A 17,739-nucleotide genomic window follows, 5' to 3' on the forward strand; every position below is an offset into this window, starting at 1 on the left:
TTGAATTTAAATTAAGGGATATAGTTTAATAATTGAATTTGAGTTGAATTTGGAAACTTCGCCCGATTTCATCAGCGAAAAAGCGTTGGCGGTTTAAATAATCTCTATAGGAAAAATTGAAGATATTCTGAACAGAAAAGGCTATAGTTGTCGTGGCATTTTTGAACGTATTGAATTTCATTTCCGTATAAAAATGCAGTAAATGATAGGCTGGAGGCGGCGTACTGATATCTACCAAAACCGATTCGAATTCGTTGTTTTTAATGATATTGGTGTAGAAATTATTGTCAGGATAGCGGTTTTGTTTGGATACAATTTCGCTGTTTAATTCCAGAATAAGTTGATGCCATTCTTTTTTAGAAAACCGTATTTTATTGTTCAAATTCAATGGAGGCATATCAATTAAAGGTTCATCATTACTGCTATCTTTTCCGTTTACATACGCCAATGAAAAGGAATGTTGCCAATGATTTGTAATATTCCAATGCGTTTGAATATCCATTCCCCAAAGGCGGACATTAGTTTGCTGGTATTCCCAGACAGGGAAAGCACCACGAATAGTTGTTTCAAAACCAACAGGCTTCAGGAAGATATAATCCTGAATGTGATTGAAATAAGGATTTACTTCGAAAGAAAATCCGTTGTATTTTTTTTGAATGGTTAGTGATAATTTGGTCGATTGTTCTTTGTCCAGATTCAAATCTCCCAACTCAATCACGCCAGTAGAATGATGCAATCCGTCGCTAAAAAACTCAGAAGGATTGGGATTTCTCGAAGCAAAACTTACATTGGAAAAAATATCCCAATTCCTTTCCAGTTTTTTATGAAAACCGACACTTGCCGAGATATTATGAAAAGTAAAGTCAGGTTTAGTTAGCCATTGCGTTCCATAATCTCCCGCGATAAATTCAGGAAAGGTTTCATTATAACCTCTTTCTTCCCATCTGGATTTTTGGTAATATTTAGTCGCATCAATTTTTGAAAAATCATAACGTAATCCGCCATCTACAGAAAAACTATCTGAGAAATTGTAGCCTGAAATGACATAAGCGCCAAAATCAATTTTGTCATAATTAGGAATCAACGGACGAATTCCTGTTGCCGGATTCGCATAATTATTTTGTGTATTGGCACTTAATCCCGATTTTAAATTCCAGTCATGTCCGTTTTTCTTGTAATCAATATTTATCGAATGGGTTTTTAAATCTAAATCTAAAGCGGCAGTGTTTTTATAATCACCTCTCCGGACATCATATTCTAATCTTTTGTTGAATTGAAAAGCATATTGAAACGTAACAGATGCCGATTCGTTCAAATAATAATCAAAGTTGAATTTAGCAATTTGATGTTCTACATCTTGTTTAGGATTTTTGATGTTATACGTAAATTCATTTACAATTGACGGCTGTTTGTTGTTAATAGATTGGTACAAATCATTCACATTTCCGGTATGTGAAGCACTCAAAATTCCAATTTCCGATTTGTAATAACTGTAAAAAGCAGTAGCATTGTACTTTTCGGCAGTATATTTTATATCGCCTGAAAAATTAGCTTCTCTATTTCCTGTATTCGACAAAACATAATCAGCTCCCTGTTTATCTCCCAGATATTTAAAAGTTCCCAAAGCATTCCAGCTCCAGTCCAAATCATTTCCTTTATGAATGCCGGAACTTAGAGAACCGCCTTTTCCATTTGAATCCAAGTTTAAAACAGTTTTGCCAAAAAGCGTATCTTTTTTCGCGTTTAGCGGTTCAATAATCACTAAACCGCCAATAGCATCACCACTGTATTGCAAACCTGAAGCACCTTTTATCACGGTAATTTTGCTGGCTGCATTCACATCAAAATTAGGAGCATGCTCAGTTCCCCATTGCTGATCTTCCAATCGCACTCCGTTATTCAAAACAGGAACTCTGCTTCCATACAAGCCATTAATAATTGGTTTTACCACAGTGTTTCCAGTTTTGAGAGTGGAGACTCCGGGAATTTCTTTAAGCGCATCACCTAAGGATTTATTGCTGTATTTTTCAATCGTTTCTAATTTCAGTTGTTGTTCTGCGACTGATTTTTTGTTGCTGTTTTTTTGCTGAATAACCACTTCATGCAGTTTAGTGGTGTTTAATTTCAGTTTAAAATCAATTTTTAAATTGTTTTTCAAGTCAATAACAGTGTCAATGGATTGATATCCAATGTGTGAAATATAGATTTTTGTATTACCATCCGGTAAATTATTAACGTGATAATTTCCTGAGGCATCACTGCTGCTGATTTTTTGACCAATATGAATATGGATATCCGAAGCGCTAATTTGCCCTTGTGATGTTATTTTTCCACTTATCGTGTTTTGCGAATAAACTGTATTACAAAGCACAATAAGCCAGAAAAAAACGAGATGTTTTTTTGACATTACCTGAATTTAAAATATAGAAAAGCGGCTCATTATATAGAATGAGTAGTTCTTTGAATATTTTAATATAATGGCGGTGCCCGAAGTGCGAACAGACTTCCGGTAAAAAAGGAAAGATGTTGTTTAGTAAATAATGAAGTAAAGACTTTTACTGTATTGTTTTTACAAAAAGGAAATACATAAAAATCAGTGGTAGTAAACGAGCTAAAGTTAAAATCACAAGTGGAACATTTTTCAAAAATGCTGTGATTCTGATTTATTTCGACCTTGTTATCCGAATGATGATAAGTAGTTTTTTTAGCAATTTCTTCCGAATAATGTCCGTAAGCATGTATCGCCTGGAACAGTATTGAGTACAATACTGCCATAGACAGAAATACATTGATTAGGATAAATTTTTTTTTCATTCTTGGAAATGCGATAATTGATGGGTTGAAGAATAGACAATTCATTTCGTATTGTCTTTTCTTGTATCTTTGCTTAATGCAATTGAGTTGCAAATATAATAGTCTTATTTTTAAATGCAACAGTGTTGCGTTTTATTTTCTAATAAATGAAAACAACCCGAAATACCACTGCTAAATCGGCTATTCTGGAATTGATAAAAAATTCCGAAGTAGCATTGTCACATGCTGAAATTCAAAAAATGAATCAGGAATTGTGTGACCGGGTAACTATTTACAGAATTTTAGATCGTTTGGTCAATGAAGATGTCATTCATAAAATTGCCACTCCGGAAGGAACTATTAAATACGCTGCCTGTCATCATAGCCATGATCATCATCAACATACGCACAACCACGTGCATTTTAGTTGTGAAAAATGCCAATCGGTGACTTGTTTGGATTCCGTCGAACCTTCTTTTAAACTTCCTGAAAATTATTTGGTTAAAGAAGTCAATTTTACTTTATCAGGCTTGTGTCCGTCATGTGTCAAAAATAATCAGTAAATAAAATTATCCTCAATAAGCTCTTTATTGATTGCTGCACCTGCAAATGAACCCGTAGCGACAGCCATAGCCACAGATCTTGCGGGAGTTTGATTGTCACCACTTGCATAAATTCCGGAGATGTTTGTTTTTTGCATAAAATCTACTTTTAACAAGCCTTGTTCGTTGTGTTCACAACCAAGGGGTTCCGGTAAAGCACAATGCTGTTCAAAAGCAGGACGATGGTAAATGGCTTTGACAGCCGTTTTTTCTCCATTTTTGAAAACAATGTGTTTGATATAACCATTTTGATGTTCGAAAGATGCAATTTCGTTTTCAATAATTTCGATGTTGTTTTTCTTCAGCGTTTTTGTTTGTTCAGGTGTTAAAGTTGATTTTCCATTGGTACACAATTTTAAATCTTTAGTCCAGTTGCTGATTAGTTTAGCATATTCAAAAGCAGTTTCTCCGTTAGCAACGATAGCTGTTTTTTCATTTTTTACTTCATATCCGTGGCAATAAGGACAATGCAGTATGGAAATTCCCCAACAATTGGCAAAACCATCTGTATCCGGAAGTAAATCTCTAACTCCTGTAGCAAATAGTATTTTCTTAGAACTAAAAGTTTTTCCTGATTTGGTGGTAATTTTAAATCCATCATTGTTTTTTTGAGCTGCTGTTGCCAAATCATTATAAAACTGAACGGTTTTGTAAAAAGCTACCTGTTCTTTAGCTTTCGCTAAAATTACAGCTGGTTTCTCACCATCCTGAGTGATGAAATTATGGGAATGAGGTGTTGAACTGTTGCATGGATGTCCACTGTCAATCACTAAAACCTGTCGTAGAGAACGGCCTAAAGCCATAGCTGCTGAAAGTCCGCTGAAGCTGCCGCCGATAATTATAACTTCAAAATGGGTTTGTGCTGTCATATTGTTTTTTATTTATGCTGTAAAGATAATGAGTTTTTCTTAAATGCAACAATGTTGCATTTTGTTTTTATGCAAAAGCTAAAAATACGGTTTGTATTTTTAGTCCAGGCTAAAAAAAATATTTGATTAATGTAATTTTTCTATATATTTGCCGGAATCAGTTATTTATACAATGGGAAAATCACTTGAAGAAGTACATCAGTCGGTTTCGACTCAAAATAAAAAATCAGTTTTCAGAAAAATAATGGCTTTTTTTGGTCCTGCTTATCTGATAAGTGTGGGATATATGGATCCGGGAAACTGGGCTACCGATATTGCCGGAGGAAGTCAGTTTGGATATTCGCTGCTCTGGGTTTTGTTAATGAGTAACATTATGGCGTTACTGTTGCAAAGTTTAAGCGCCCGGTTGGGAATTGTTACCCAGCGGGATTTAGCGCAGGCTTCACGGGAAACCTATTCGCCCTTTATCAATTATATTTTGTATTTTCTGGCAGAAATAGCCATTGCAGCCTGTGATCTTGCTGAGGTATTAGGTATGGCAATCGGAATCAATCTGTTGTTTGATATTCCGTTAATTGAAGGGGTTTTAATTACGGTTTTAGATACTTTTTTACTACTCTTTTTGATCAATAAAGGCATCCGGAAGATGGAAGCATTCATTATTGCCTTAGTCACCGTAATTGGCGTTTCATTTATTTTCGAAATGATTTTTGCACAGCCGGAAGTGGATAAGGTGATGCTGGGTTTAATTCCTTCGATGCCTACTGAGGCGGCTTTGTATATTGCTATTGGTATTATTGGAGCTACGGTAATGCCACACAATTTATACCTTCATTCCTCATTGGTACAAACCCGAAAATTCGATCGTACAACTGCGGGAATTAGACAGGCTTTGAAATATAATTTTGTGGATTCTACCATTGCACTAAATCTTGCTTTTTTTGTGAATGCGGCAATATTAATTCTGGCTGCGGCCACATTTTATAAAAGCGGAATGCATGAAGTTGCTGAAATCCAGGATGCTCATAAATTTTTACAACCTCTTTTAGGGACTAAATGGGCACCTGTTTTATTTGCAGTAGCTTTAATTGCTGCCGGTCAAAGTTCTACGGTAACCGGAACATTAGCCGGACAAATTGTAATGGAAGGCTATCTTAATTTAAGAATTCAGCCTTGGGTAAGAAGAATCATTACACGATTAATTGCAATTGTTCCGGCAGTAATTGTCATTACTATTTTTGGAGAAGGCGTAACGGGAGAATTACTGATTTTTAGTCAGGTGGTTTTAAGTTTGCAATTGGGATTTGCTATTATTCCTTTAATTCATTTTGTGAGTGATAAGAGTAAAATGAAGGGTTTTCATATTAGTAAACTCACACAAATTGCTTCGTGGATTGTAGCATCGATTATCGTAATATTAAATGCAAAATTAGTTTATGATGAAATCAACGGATGGCTGGAAACTTCAGAAAATCCGATGGTTTTATGGTTTACAGTCGTACCTCTGGCTTTTGGATTTTTAATTTTGTTGCTGTATATTGTATTTAAACCTTTTATCACCAAAACAAGAATGGCGATACTAAATCATTCGCCACATAATCTAAAACTGCAGTTTTCTAAAGCGGAAAGTTATGCTAAAAAGAATATTGCAGTATCAGTAGATTTTTCTTTTGCTGATGAAATTGCTTTAAATAATGCTTTTGAACTGGGAGGGAAAGAAGCTAATTATACATTGATTCATGTCGTCGAAACTGTAGGAGCCATGGTTTATGGTGAAAAAATTGATGATCATGAAACCTTAATAGACGAGAAATTATTATTGCAATACAAAGAAATGCTTTCGCAAAAAGGATTCAATGTTAAGACCGAATTGGGTTTTGGAAAACCAACAACAATAATTCCGAAAATAGTAAATAAAGGTGGTTTTGATATTTTAGTAATGGGAACACACGGGCACACAGGATTTAAAGATTTGATTTTTGGTACAACTGTAGACAAACTTCGTCATAAAATTTCGATACCTTTGTTAATTGTTAAATAAAGTGGCTGAGATACTGAGTTGCTAAGTTTCTGAGGTTTTCTCAGCAACTTAGCAACTTAGGAGCTTAGTAACATACAACCTCAAAAAAATGACTTTTTCAGAAGAAAATTATCTTAAATCTATCTATCATCTTACTGTAGTTTCCGGTTCGGGAGTAAGTACGAATGCTATTGCCGAAGTCATGGAGACAAAAGCCTCATCAGTTACTGATATGCTTAAAAAGCTGGCTGAAAAAGATTTAGTTCATTATAAAAAATACCAAGGAGTAAGTCTGACTGAAAAAGGAAAACTGGAGGCTAAAATGATTGTCAGAAAACACCGTTTGTGGGAAGTTTTTTTAGTTGAAAAGCTGGATTTTTCCTGGGATGAGGTTCATGATATTGCAGAGCAGTTAGAGCATATAAAATCGGAGAAACTGATTAATAAGCTGGATGATTTTCTAGGAAATCCAACCGAAGATCCACATGGTGATCCTATTCCTAATGCGCAGGGATTGTTGCCTAAAATTGAAAAACAATTGCTTTCTGACCTGACAGAAAACCAAAAAGGAATTTGTGTAGGTGTTAAGGATACTTCTTCGGAGTTTTTAAAATATCTGGATAAGCAGCAAATTGCTCTGGGATCTACTATTGAAATTCTGGGTAAAGAAACTTTTGATCTTTCGCTGCGTATTAAAGTGGATGATAAACCATTGAATATTTCGAATAAAATAGCTACCAATCTTTTTGTAAAGCTGAGTTAAACAAACAGAACTATAAAAAAAATTACCGCAGATTCACAAAATTATCATCTGCAAGTCTGCGGTGAAAATTACCGCTTAGGTCTTGTTTTTTTGGATAAAACTATTTTTTAATGGCAGCCGCAGTCATCACCGCCGCAGTTTTTATCCTTTTTTTTCTTTTTTAAAAAGAATTTCTTAATAAGGTAAATAACGGCTATGCCAAGTGTTATAAAAGCTATAATTTCCTGAAACATCTTTTCTTATTTTAAAATTTGATACGCTATTAAGGCAACAAAATAGGCAAAAGCACTCATGAATATTAATTGTCCTAACGGCCATTTCCAGCTATTAGTCTCTTTTTTAGTAATGGCTATTGTACTGGCGCATTGCATTGCAAAAGCATAAAACAGCAGTAATGAAATCCCGGTAGCAAAATTAAATACCTTTAAACCCGTTTCAGGATGGATTTCAGATTGCATTTTATTTTTAATAGTAGTTTCATTATCTGATCCTCCCACACTGTAAATGGTCGCTAATGTACCCACAAATACTTCTCTGGCCGCAAATGAACTAATAATGGCAATACCTATTTTCCAATCATATCCTAAAGGAGAAATAACCGGTTCTATTGTTTTACCCATGATTCCAATATACGAATTCTCCAGTTTATAGGAAGCAATTTTGTTTTCAAGTTCAGCTTCTGAAATGGTGTTGTTTTTTTCCTGCGCAGTAATAATGCTTTCGGCATTTTGAAATTTTTCTCCGGGCCCGTAAGAAGCTAAAAACCAAAGTACAATGGATATTGCTAAAATAATCTTTCCTGCACCTAAAATAAATGCTTTTGTTTTTTCGATTACATTAATAGCAACATTTTTAAATAAGGGTAACTTATAATTAGGCATTTCGACTACAAAAAAAGTTTTCCCGCTTATTTTCATTACTTTGTTTAATACATAAGCCGAAAATATTGCCATGCCAAAGCCTAAAAGATACAATAACATTAAGGTTAACCCCTGAAGGTTCAAAAACCCTAATACGCGGTGATTAGGGATAACTAATGCAATAATTATAGCATAAACAGGCAATCGGGCAGAGCAGGTGGTGAACGGCGTTACCAGAATGGTTATTAAGCGTTCTTTCCAGTTCTCAATATTTCGTGTGGCCATGATAGCAGGGATTGCACAGGCAGTTCCTGAAATCAAGGGGACAACACTTTTTCCTGATAATCCAAAACGACGCATGATTTTATCCATAATAAAGACCACTCGGCTCATATAACCACTTTCTTCTAAGATGGATATAAAGAGAAATAAGAATGCAATTTGTGGGATAAAAATCAGGATTCCTCCAATACCGGGAATAATTCCCTGAGAAATCAAATCGGTTAAAATACCTGCCGGCAAATTCTCAGCGGCCATCGTGCTTAATGTGGCAAAGCTGCTGTCGATAAAATCCATTGGGATAGAAGACCAGTCAAATATCGATTGGAAAATAACAAAAAGGATTACAAAGAAAATGATATACCCCCAGAACTTGTGCGTTAAAACACGATCCAGTTTAGAGCGAAAATCTTTGGCTATGCTGGTATCTATACTAAGACCTTCTTTTAATACATCATTGATAAACTGATAGCGTTTAATCGTCTCTTTTTGCTGTAAGCGCTTTAATTCAGTATGTGATTTGGTAAACGAACTCTGTATTTCTTTTCGTTCTAAATTTAAAAAGTTAACATCCTGAGTAATTACTAACCAAAGTTTGTATAACAGCTGATCCGGAAAAGCATTTTGTAAATTGTTAAAATATTCTTTGTCAATAACCGAAGCATTTAAACAAGGCTCAGCCGGTATTGATTTATAAGTTACAATGAGCTCTTTTAACTCCTCAATTCCTAAAGATTTTCTGGAACTTACTAAGGCAATTTTTGTTTTTAATTGTTCTTCTAGAAAAGGGATATTGAGTGAAATTCCTTTAGTTTCCATTCGGTCAGCCATATTAATGACTAAAATGGTGGGGATTTCAAGATCTTTAATCTGAGTAAAAAGCAATAAATTTCTCTTCAGATTTTCTACATCAGTGACTACTAATGCTACATCCGGATATAATTTATCATTTTTATTTAATAATAATTCTATAACTACATTTTCATCAATAGAACTTGCATTAAGACTGTAAGTCCCCGGCAAGTCCAGAATGTTAGCTTTGATATTATGGGGTAATTTGCAAAATCCAATCTTTTTTTCCACGGTGATTCCCGGGTAGTTACCTACCTGTTGATTCAGACCGGTAAGCTGATTAAAGACAGAAGTTTTACCTACGTTTGGATTTCCGATTAATGCTACGTTAATATTCTGAGGGACCATTAAAGTACAATTTTGATAAGTTCTACTTCAATTTCTTTAGCTGTTTCCAGACGAATAGCCACGTGAGAACCATTTACATCTAAATATAACGGATCTCCAAAAGGTGCAATTTGAAGTAATTGGACTGTGTTTCCAGGCAAGCACCCCATTTCAAGTAACTTTAAAGGAATAATGTCAATATCAAAATCTTTGATGATTGCTTTTTCGTTTTTTCGTAGTGAATTTATCGTGGTACGCAAGGCTTATTTAGATTGAATTAAGATTGCAAAAATACATAATTATAATACTAAATTGACTTCTAAAAATCAGTTTTATGATTTAATTAGAATTTATTTTAAGTAAAAATATATTTCTGTGTTTTTGGGTTTTGGTTTTTTAATTTTCACAAAGAAAGTTAATATCTTCGATTAATCGCTCAATATCTTGTTTTTTCGTTCCGTCATAAAAGCCGCGAACACGTTTTTTAGCGTCAACCAAAACAAAATTTTCTGTATGAACCATATCGTATAATTCACTTGGTTTTCCCAGTTTTACGGCTAAATATGATTTTCTGGCCATGGTATAAATTTCTTTTTTATCTCCTGTAACCAGATTCCACTTGCTGTCAACTACATCGTTTTTCAGCGCATAAGCTTTTAAAGCTTCTACTGTATCTACTTCGGGAAAAACGGTGTGTGATAACAACATGACTTTGGGATTATTAAGGACAGCTTTTTGAACTTCCACTAAATTTGCGGTCATTTTTGGACAAATAGAACCACAGGTAGTAAAGAAAAAATCAGCAACATAAATTTTCCCTTCATAATCTTTTTGAGTAATGGTTTTCCCGTTTTGATTGGTAAACGAAAAATCAGCTATTGTATGGTATTTGCTCACATATTGCACCGTACTGTCTACTAATTCCGGATTTACATCGGCGGGATTATAAATAGGAAGTGTTTTTTTAGGTTTTAATGCCCCATAAAATAAAAAAAGTGTGATTGCCGAAAAAACAATAAAGATACCAATGAATATGCGGTATTTGTATAAAACAGATTTCATGAATTTTTTTTGCAAAAATACAAAAACCTGCTTGGAAATCAGGAAGCTTTACTTAATTAATATATTTGTTTTTTTGCGGCTTTGTCTTAATGATTTGTTGACTAAATACAAGCCGGATAAAGTAACCAATCCGCCCAGTGCAATGGAGATACTAAGCGATTCCCCAAAAATGGCCGAACCTAAAAGTACTGCTACTACAGGATTCATATAGGCATACAGGCTGCTCACTTCGGGAGGGAGGTTTTGCAGCGAATAAATGAATACAGTAAAAGTAATTAACGAACCTACCACAACAAGATAAGCGATCGCAAGCCAGGTTTCCATCGGAATTTCACGTACACTAACCGAAATGCCTGTAGCAGCATTGTAAGCAAATAAAAGCAGACCCGAAATAAACATTTGGAATCCTAAACTAAAATACGGATTATAAGAAGCTGCTTTTTTCTTGGTATACAAAGTACCAAATGCCCAGGTAATGGTAGCTAAAACTGATAGAAAAATTCCGAATCTAAAGTCGGGAATTAAAAAATCTGCCAGATATTCATAAAAAATAATGCAGACTCCGCCAAAGCTTACAAAAACTCCGATTGCAGCTAACTGAGCAATTTTTTCACCTTTAAAAAAAGAAATAAGCACTATCCAGATAGGGAAAATGGCAGCAATAATAGCACCCAGTCCGCTACTGATGTATTTAACCCCCGCTGTACTCAGACCATTGCTTAAAGTAAAATTGAGAATAGCCAGAATAACAATTGTATTCCATTGTTTGCCTTTTGGCCAGGGTGTTTTTGTAAAAAGAAAAAAGACAATATAAATTGCTCCGGCAATAAACTGCCGAATGGCAGCCATCTGAATACCGGGAATATAACGAACTCCTTCTTTTGAAGCGATCCAGGTGGTTCCCCAGAAAAAACCAACCCAAATAAGCGCCAGAACAGGTAATCCAATAGCATTTATTCTGGTTGAAACGGTGGTTTTGAATTTGGTTATCACTATAAATGAATTTGAATGAAATGATAATCTAGCAGTCTGATTACTTTATCGGATAAAATAGTTTTTCCAACTGAAGGAATTTCGCGATTAAATTGCGGAGGGACCAGATTTTCTATAATTGCTTTTTGAGTATAATACTCTTGTCGGCTGGGATGAAATGGTGCCACTGCATTAAGAGTAGTATTCCAGATGTTGGTTGTTATAATTTTCAGGATGATTCCAATACAATCATCCAAGTGAATTAAATTGATGGGTGCATCCGGATTAGGAACATTTTCTTTTCCGGCTAAGAATCGGGCAGGATTCCGGTCTTCACCAATGAGCCCGCCAAAACGCAAAACAGTAGTTTTAAAATGTGTATTAGCTAGCAATAATTGTTCAATTTCCAGTAATTGTTTGCCGCTTTCTGTAACAGGAGAGGGAGCAGTGTTTTCGTCAACAACGTCATTAGCTTCTCCGTAAACCGCAGTCGAACTAATAAACAGCACATTTTTTACTGTTGATTGCTGAATAAAAGGCAGGAGGTTTTCTATTTTTTTAACAAATGAATTGTGTGCTGCATCAGAGTAATCTTTATTTTTTCCTCTTAATTTAGGAGGGATAGCAATGATAAGCGTTTCGCTTCCGTCTAAAAATGGCGTTACGGTAGACGAGGAGTTTTCTGCTTCGAGAGCAATAGGGAAATGTTTAATTCCGGACTTTTCCAGCATTTCTTTTTTATCTGCTGTTGTAGTAGAACCTTTAATCGTAAAACCTTCTTTCAGTAATGCTTTCGCCAAAGGAAATCCCAGCCATCCACAACCTAAAATGCTTATTTGTTCCATTTTGCTTTCAATTATTTCAAGATGCAAAGGTCTATATAATTATTTGGATTTTAGGGGCAAAGATTAGAGTATTTTTTAAGACACAGATGCTATATAAAATTATCGGATATAAAAAAACCGCCTCAATTTTGAGACGGCTACCGAACAATAAACTTGTATCGTATTTTATTTTTTCATGAATGTGATTTTTACTTCTTCGCTGTCTAAAATCAGCATATCGTCGGAAATGGTACTTTCAAAAGGATACGGAGTACCTGTTTCATCTTTAATTACCAGGTTTTTACCCTTTTTAGTTAAAGCATAGGTTCCGTCATTGAAATCAGTTTCCAGTTTTCCGTTAACATGTCCGTCTTTAGTAAAAGTTAAAGTTCCATTAGCCAAAATATCATTTTTTACAGAATCCATATGAGGCGTTTTTCCCTCTACCGCTGTAACTTTCCAGGTATCTACCAGATCGTTTCGTTTATTATTACAAGATATTATCAATGTAGCCGATAATACAAGTCCACAAATAAAAAAGTTTAATTTTTTCATAATTTTTGAGGTTTTTGGGTTAGATATGTACAAGTTACAAAAAAATATTTTTTTAAATGTTTATTTTCAGTTATTTATAGAATAAAAATTAAATTAAACGAATGATTTTTTGCATAAAAAAACCACGCAATCCGCGTGGTTTTCTATTGCTATTTTATGAAAAATATTAGAATTTGTATCCTACACCAGCCTGAATCCCAAAACGGTTATTTCCTTCCGGTCCGTAAGCTAAGTCCAGAAAATTATAAATGTATCTTGCCTGAATAAATGCTCCTGAGGTAAAGTCATAAGCTAATCCTGAAACTGACGCCACATTGTATTTTCTCAAATTGGTGTTAGCATAAAGTCCGTTTGCTTTAGAGTCAATTATAGCACTCGCCTGAGGACCAACTTCAATTGACAAACCTTTAGTAAGGTTGAATTTGGCTAAAACAGGTATTGCAATTTCACTAATTTCTAAATCACTGCCGCTGGTATTTCCATTTCCATCAAATTTAAAGCTGGAATGAGAATACAAAGCTTCAGCCTGAAATGAAAATTCATCGCACATTTTGAATTCGGCTACTAAACCGGCATGATATCCTACTTCAGGACGTAAATCATGTACAGATGAAGCTCCTGTTGCTAACCAATCGTAATTAGCTCCGGCTTTGATTCCTAATTTTACATTTTTTGTTTCCTGAGCATTTGCAAATCCAAATGCAAAAACTGCAGCTAATGATAAAATGATTTTTTCATGTTTAATTTTTTTTTTTTTTTTTTTTTGACTATACAAAATTAGATAAAAGCTTTTGGAACCCCTGTGTTTTCGGGCTTTTTAACGTTTTTTACAGCATCTTGGCTCTCAGTGATTTATATAGTTTTTGTAAAAAATAAACTTTATAGGTATCTTTTTTTTCAATTCATACCGGGTGCTTCAGGAATTTTTATTTTTACTTTCATTTTTTTTAAAACCAATAAATAGGCTGAAAGGCAGCCTAAAACAATGAACAAACCAATTTCCAACTGAGCAAAAAACTGATTTCCATTGTGCATTGTATTGGCAGTTGTAAGTGTTGTTTTTCCTTCATCAATTTGAATTTGGGCTAATATTTCTAAGGTTTGTAAACTTTGGGTACTCCATTCTGTAACTTTTTGCCAATCTTTATTTTGATTCATTGTTTCTATTGCTGCACACTGATTCCGGAAAAAATTGAATTGTCTTTTTTCTTCGGGAGTCAGAACAGTCGCTAAGTATTTTTTATCTAAAGACCGGATGCGCTGCAAAGAGCCGCTGATAAACTTTTGTTTTTCGGAAAAAGGAGAGCTTGCAGCTGCTGATTTTATTTGATGAATAGTATTAGTATACTGAAAAATATAATGACTTACCATTAACCTGTCGTTGTAAATCGCCTGAATGCTTTCATTGGTTTTTTTAGAATTAAGTCCAATAAAATAATTACTTATTAACAGTAAAATGGTAACAAAAATCAATATGGCTGCCGCTTTTGTTTTTCGGTTTATGGTATTTATATCTCTCATAATCAGTTGGTTTAATTCCGAAAGATAAACCTTTCTTTCTGATTTAAAAAGAGAATTAAGGAAACTACATAAAAGGAGTTTGCTGTTATGCTTTTGTAGTATCAATAACAGTTTTAAGTTCCCTGTCAGGAACAGCTTTTACGGGAATTGGTTTCGCTTTGTAAACTTTGGGTTCGGCTATTGCTGATGGTGACTGAATAGCAACCGGAGACGCTTTAATTGTTTTTTGGATAGCAACTGCATCGTTTAATACAAAAGGTGTTGGCATCATCCAGTCAGCTCTTTTTTCCATAGTGAATAATGGATTGTCCATTAAATCAAAGGAACTTTCAAGTAATTGCATATCAAAAACTGCAGATGCATCCATGTTAAATTCTAAAACCAACGGATCATTATCAACTACATAGTAACTCAGTAATTTTTTACCTTCCCGTTTTAATAGTCTGCTTTTTTGTTCTAAATGAGAAACTCCATTGGTTTTAATATTATAAAACTGCATTTTTTCATGAGCAAAAATATCATAGCGATTAACTTTCCGGTTAGGTGAAATACGAATTTTGAGATACCGCTGATTTTCTGCAATGCTATCCGTAAGAAAATCAATTGTGGGTTGAGCTATTTTTTTTAAAGGAGCCGGTGCAGCAAAAGTAAATTGAGAATTGTATTTACTAAAAAGCGGAATATCATCAGGACCTTTTAATAATCCGGGATTTTCGCCTAAATATTTTTTGGTCCAGATATCTAAATTTTTATCATAGGTGAGCCATTTTGCTTTATTTGTATCAGCATTATAGAGATAAACAAGGCTGTTTGATTTAGCTTTTCCTTTTTCATAATTGGAATCAGCATCTGCTTTAATAAAAAAGCCGACAGAAGCTATTAAAAACAGAATGGACCAGCTGCCTTTCTGGACAAAATTACCCAAAGTAGGCAGGAGTAATCCAAAACATAAAGCAGTAAGAATGGCACTTCCGAAGAGAATTTTTAATCCAAGACCTATGGGGAACATTTGAATGAAAGGGGCAATGATTAATAAGGCCGGAACAGCAAAAATTAAGTTTAACAGAGGAATGTATTTTTGGGTAAGAATATAAAATCCAAACATAAAAATTCCAAAATAAACCGGAATAATTAAAAACCCGGCACCCTGTAAACCAAATGCAATTGCGATATTGATAAGCAGCCAGCTAAATATGGGAGCTACAAAATCATTAGCACTAATTCTGTTTGGGTAAAAAAAGCGATAAAAGGCAAAACATATTGCGATGCTTAAGCATACAAATGCGCCAATATAACTATGTCCGTTGTAAGTAAAGCCGTTAAGTAAATCACTGTATTGCGGATAAATCTGCAGTACAATTTTCCAGCCAAAAAAGACAATTACTCCGGCTGAAATTAACGCTCCCAAAAAAGGAATGAATCCATGGAGAATTTTCTGAACGCTTAGAATTCTTTTAGCAATTCCTAAGAATATAAAAAACAGTAAAAGAGCAAAAGCAATAACTAACATGGGTATCACCCAGCTAAACGGATAGCTGATAAAACTAAATGGTATGGAGAAATATACATAATCTTCAGATGATTGGACGCTGTTTAAATTGGCATTAGAAAAATATTGCAGCAAAGGCATCAGATAAGAACCCTGATGTGCTAAAGAATTGCTGTCTAAATGCTGTAGATTATCCTGAGCTGTATGATAATTATAATGTCCGTCAATAAAAGCAAAATTGAAACCCTGAATATTTCCTTGTTCTCTGAAAACAGTTAAATCGGTATCATTAGGCAGCATTTTATAAATGCTGTACATCAGTGAGTTAGATACCGGAAAAGTAGGATTTGCTGCTGCAAAATTCTTGACCATTCCTGCATTTCCACCATTGGTTTCCATTAGCATATAAGAAGGACCAGATGTTCCCCGGGCTTCAAAATTTAAGGCTAATCCAATTTCCTTAGCCCATTGGTGTCTGCTTACAAAAAGTGAAGCGCCATTTAATCCAAGTTCTTCGGCATCGGTAAACAGAATAATAATGTCATTTTTATGTGGGGTTTTATTATGTAAAAATGCCCGCACACTTTCCAGAATGGTGGCCACACCTGTTGCATCGTCACTGGCTCCGTGGGATGCCGAATGCGGAGCACTGTCATAATGAGAAAGTAATAAAAGTGCTTTTCCCTGTTGACTTCCTTTTATTCGGGCGATTATATTTTTTGATTTGGTTAAATTTCCCCAATCCGTTAACGTATATCCATCCTGAAAATGCGTTTCAAGCCCCAGTTTTATTAATTCATAACGTAAATAATTAGCGACTTTGTTGTGATTTTCTGATCCAGTAAAATGTGGTTTCTGACTAATTGATTTTATATGTACTAAAGCTCTTTTAGTAGAAAACTCTGCAAGGGGTTTGTCATTATTTACAGTCCATTGCGGCATCATGCTAAGGTATACTAAAGCCAGAATAGCTATAAAAAACAGTACCGAAACAATGGAGGATAAATCTTTTTTCATTTTTAAGGTAGATTTGGGTGGGTTGCTAATTGTCTTTTTTTACAAGAATATACAAATCATTTTCTAATAACATATAGCCTTGATCGTACAGAAAATAATAGGTGTTTCCTGTTTTGGTTTTCAATATATTGGTAAAAAAATCAAAATCAAAACCTTTACTTAATAATTTAGTTTTTGTAGTTTTTGATTTTCCATCTGTATTGAGTTCTGTAAGAATACGATAATTTTTGCGTAATTTATTATTAATGTTACGCATAATGTTATTACTGTCTTTGTTTATCTTATTGTTATAAGCATTGCGACAGCCGTCGCTGCAGAACTTTTTATCTTCGCGGCCTACAATTTTTTCCCCACATTCTAAACAGTTTTTTTCCATAATTATTAAAATTGGCCTTTGTATAGTAAGGCTTGTTCGATATGTGCTAAATGATGGTTGCAATGCCAGGCATACATTCCGATTGTTTCTTCCAGTGTCGAAATTTTATTGGTAGCAGGATGAATAAATTGTCGTTTTAACTCCTTTTCGCCAAAGGATTTCAGTAAGTAAACCCATCGGGCATGTACGCCTTCAATAATTAGTACTGATGCTGATAAATCATCAGCAAGTCCGTCCTGAAGTTCAGCCCATTGATCTTCTTCGTAAGGTTTTATTATGGGCATTTCTTCTGTTAAAGCCAGTTTAAAGCGAATAAAACTATTCATGTGGCTGTCGGCACAATGATGTATTAGCTGTTTTATTTTCCATCCGTCAGGTCTGTATATCCAATTTAACTCTTTTACAGAAAGGTTTTCAGTCAGCAATTTTACCTTTGAAGGGAATTCTTCAATAATTGCTATCCAGTTTTTTAAATTATCTGTGGTTATTAAATTTGGTTTTTGAAATTCTCCGATGGGAAACTTTAATTTTTCTAAATCAAATAGTTCACTTTCCATA

Annotated in this window: 17 protein-coding genes; 3 read left to right on the forward strand and 14 right to left on the reverse strand. The window is 34.5% G+C overall.

Annotated elements, in window-relative coordinates:
- Window positions 1-25: 25 nt before the first annotated feature.
- Window positions 26-2,407: a TonB-dependent receptor gene (locus ACSV4D_RS03550; RefSeq protein WP_439227175.1), complete on the reverse strand. Its 2,382-nt coding sequence runs from the start codon at window positions 2,405-2,407 to the stop codon at window positions 26-28.
- 62 nt (window positions 2,408-2,469) lie between these two features.
- Window positions 2,470-2,814 carry a hypothetical protein gene (locus ACSV4D_RS03555; protein WP_439227176.1) on the reverse strand — a complete coding sequence of 115 codons (345 nt, stop codon included), beginning with the start codon at window positions 2,812-2,814 and terminating at the stop codon, window positions 2,470-2,472.
- Window positions 2,815-2,960: 146 nt separating this feature from the next.
- Between ACSV4D_RS03555 and ACSV4D_RS03560 the strand changes: the two genes are divergently transcribed.
- A complete protein-coding gene (locus ACSV4D_RS03560) occupies window positions 2,961-3,356 on the forward strand; it encodes a Fur family transcriptional regulator (protein WP_439227177.1) in 396 nt (131 codons plus the stop codon).
- Here the strand turns inward: ACSV4D_RS03560 and ACSV4D_RS03565 are convergent.
- The gene (locus ACSV4D_RS03565) at window positions 3,350-4,264 is read right to left on the reverse strand and encodes an NAD(P)/FAD-dependent oxidoreductase (protein WP_439227178.1); all 915 of its coding nucleotides are present in this window, start codon (window positions 4,262-4,264) and stop codon (window positions 3,350-3,352) included. The genes ACSV4D_RS03560 and ACSV4D_RS03565 overlap by 7 nt on opposite strands.
- Window positions 4,265-4,436: 172 nt before the next feature.
- On the opposite strand from ACSV4D_RS03565, the gene ACSV4D_RS03570 reads away from it, so the two are divergent.
- Together ACSV4D_RS03570 and ACSV4D_RS03575 are read left to right on the forward strand one after the other, a co-directional pair.
- Window positions 4,437-6,305 (forward strand): Nramp family divalent metal transporter, encoded by a 1,869-nt coding sequence (locus ACSV4D_RS03570; RefSeq protein ID WP_439227179.1) that lies wholly within the window; start codon window positions 4,437-4,439, stop codon window positions 6,303-6,305.
- 88 nt (window positions 6,306-6,393) lie between these two features.
- The gene (locus ACSV4D_RS03575) at window positions 6,394-7,047 is read left to right on the forward strand and encodes a metal-dependent transcriptional regulator (protein WP_408080582.1); all 654 of its coding nucleotides are present in this window, start codon (window positions 6,394-6,396) and stop codon (window positions 7,045-7,047) included.
- A gap of 239 nt (window positions 7,048-7,286) precedes the next feature.
- On the opposite strand, the gene feoB is transcribed toward ACSV4D_RS03575, so the two are convergent.
- The 11 genes from feoB to ACSV4D_RS03630 form a co-directional block, all read right to left on the reverse strand.
- On the reverse strand, window positions 7,287-9,386 hold the full coding sequence (gene feoB / locus ACSV4D_RS03580) for a ferrous iron transport protein B (RefSeq protein ID WP_439227180.1): 2,100 nt from the start codon (window positions 9,384-9,386) through the stop codon (window positions 7,287-7,289).
- Complete coding sequence (locus tag ACSV4D_RS03585) at window positions 9,386-9,625, reverse strand: FeoA family protein (protein ID WP_408080586.1); 240 nt, start codon at window positions 9,623-9,625, stop codon at window positions 9,386-9,388. Before ACSV4D_RS03585 ends, feoB begins: the two co-directional genes overlap by 1 nt.
- A 136-nt stretch (window positions 9,626-9,761) precedes the next feature.
- On the reverse strand, window positions 9,762-10,427 hold the full coding sequence (locus ACSV4D_RS03590) for an SCO family protein (RefSeq protein ID WP_439227181.1): 666 nt from the start codon (window positions 10,425-10,427) through the stop codon (window positions 9,762-9,764).
- 48 nt (window positions 10,428-10,475) lie between these two features.
- The gene (locus ACSV4D_RS03595; protein ID WP_439227182.1) at window positions 10,476-11,420 is read right to left on the reverse strand and encodes a DMT family transporter; all 945 of its coding nucleotides are present in this window, start codon (window positions 11,418-11,420) and stop codon (window positions 10,476-10,478) included.
- Complete coding sequence (locus tag ACSV4D_RS03600) at window positions 11,420-12,244, reverse strand: NAD-dependent epimerase/dehydratase family protein (RefSeq protein ID WP_439227183.1); 825 nt, start codon at window positions 12,242-12,244, stop codon at window positions 11,420-11,422. Before ACSV4D_RS03600 ends, ACSV4D_RS03595 begins: the two co-directional genes overlap by 1 nt.
- 165 nt (window positions 12,245-12,409) lie before the next feature.
- On the reverse strand, window positions 12,410-12,778 hold the full coding sequence (locus ACSV4D_RS03605) for a hypothetical protein (RefSeq protein WP_439227184.1): 369 nt from the start codon (window positions 12,776-12,778) through the stop codon (window positions 12,410-12,412).
- Between the two features lie 166 nt (window positions 12,779-12,944).
- Entirely contained in the window at window positions 12,945-13,553 is a 609-nt protein-coding gene (locus ACSV4D_RS03610) for a porin family protein (RefSeq protein ID WP_439227185.1), read from the reverse strand.
- A 122-nt stretch (window positions 13,554-13,675) separates the two neighbouring features.
- Window positions 13,676-14,299, reverse strand: a complete 624-nt coding sequence (locus ACSV4D_RS03615) for an MCP four helix bundle domain-containing protein (RefSeq protein ID WP_439227186.1) — start codon at window positions 14,297-14,299, stop codon at window positions 13,676-13,678.
- Between the two features lie 85 nt (window positions 14,300-14,384).
- Window positions 14,385-16,805 (reverse strand): M20/M25/M40 family metallo-hydrolase, encoded by a 2,421-nt coding sequence (locus tag ACSV4D_RS03620; RefSeq protein ID WP_439227187.1) that lies wholly within the window; start codon window positions 16,803-16,805, stop codon window positions 14,385-14,387.
- 25 nt (window positions 16,806-16,830) lie between these two features.
- Window positions 16,831-17,181 carry a hypothetical protein gene (locus ACSV4D_RS03625; protein ID WP_408080600.1) on the reverse strand — a complete coding sequence of 117 codons (351 nt, stop codon included), beginning with the start codon at window positions 17,179-17,181 and terminating at the stop codon, window positions 16,831-16,833.
- A 5-nt stretch (window positions 17,182-17,186) separates the two neighbouring features.
- The gene (locus ACSV4D_RS03630) at window positions 17,187-17,738 is read right to left on the reverse strand and encodes a YfiT family bacillithiol transferase (protein ID WP_408080602.1); all 552 of its coding nucleotides are present in this window, start codon (window positions 17,736-17,738) and stop codon (window positions 17,187-17,189) included.
- Window position 17,739 lies beyond the last annotated feature (1 nt).

The organism is Flavobacterium sp. ARAG 55.4 (genome assembly GCF_051846875.1).
GTDB classification, from domain to species: Bacteria; Bacteroidota; Bacteroidia; order Flavobacteriales; family Flavobacteriaceae; genus Flavobacterium; species Flavobacterium plantiphilum.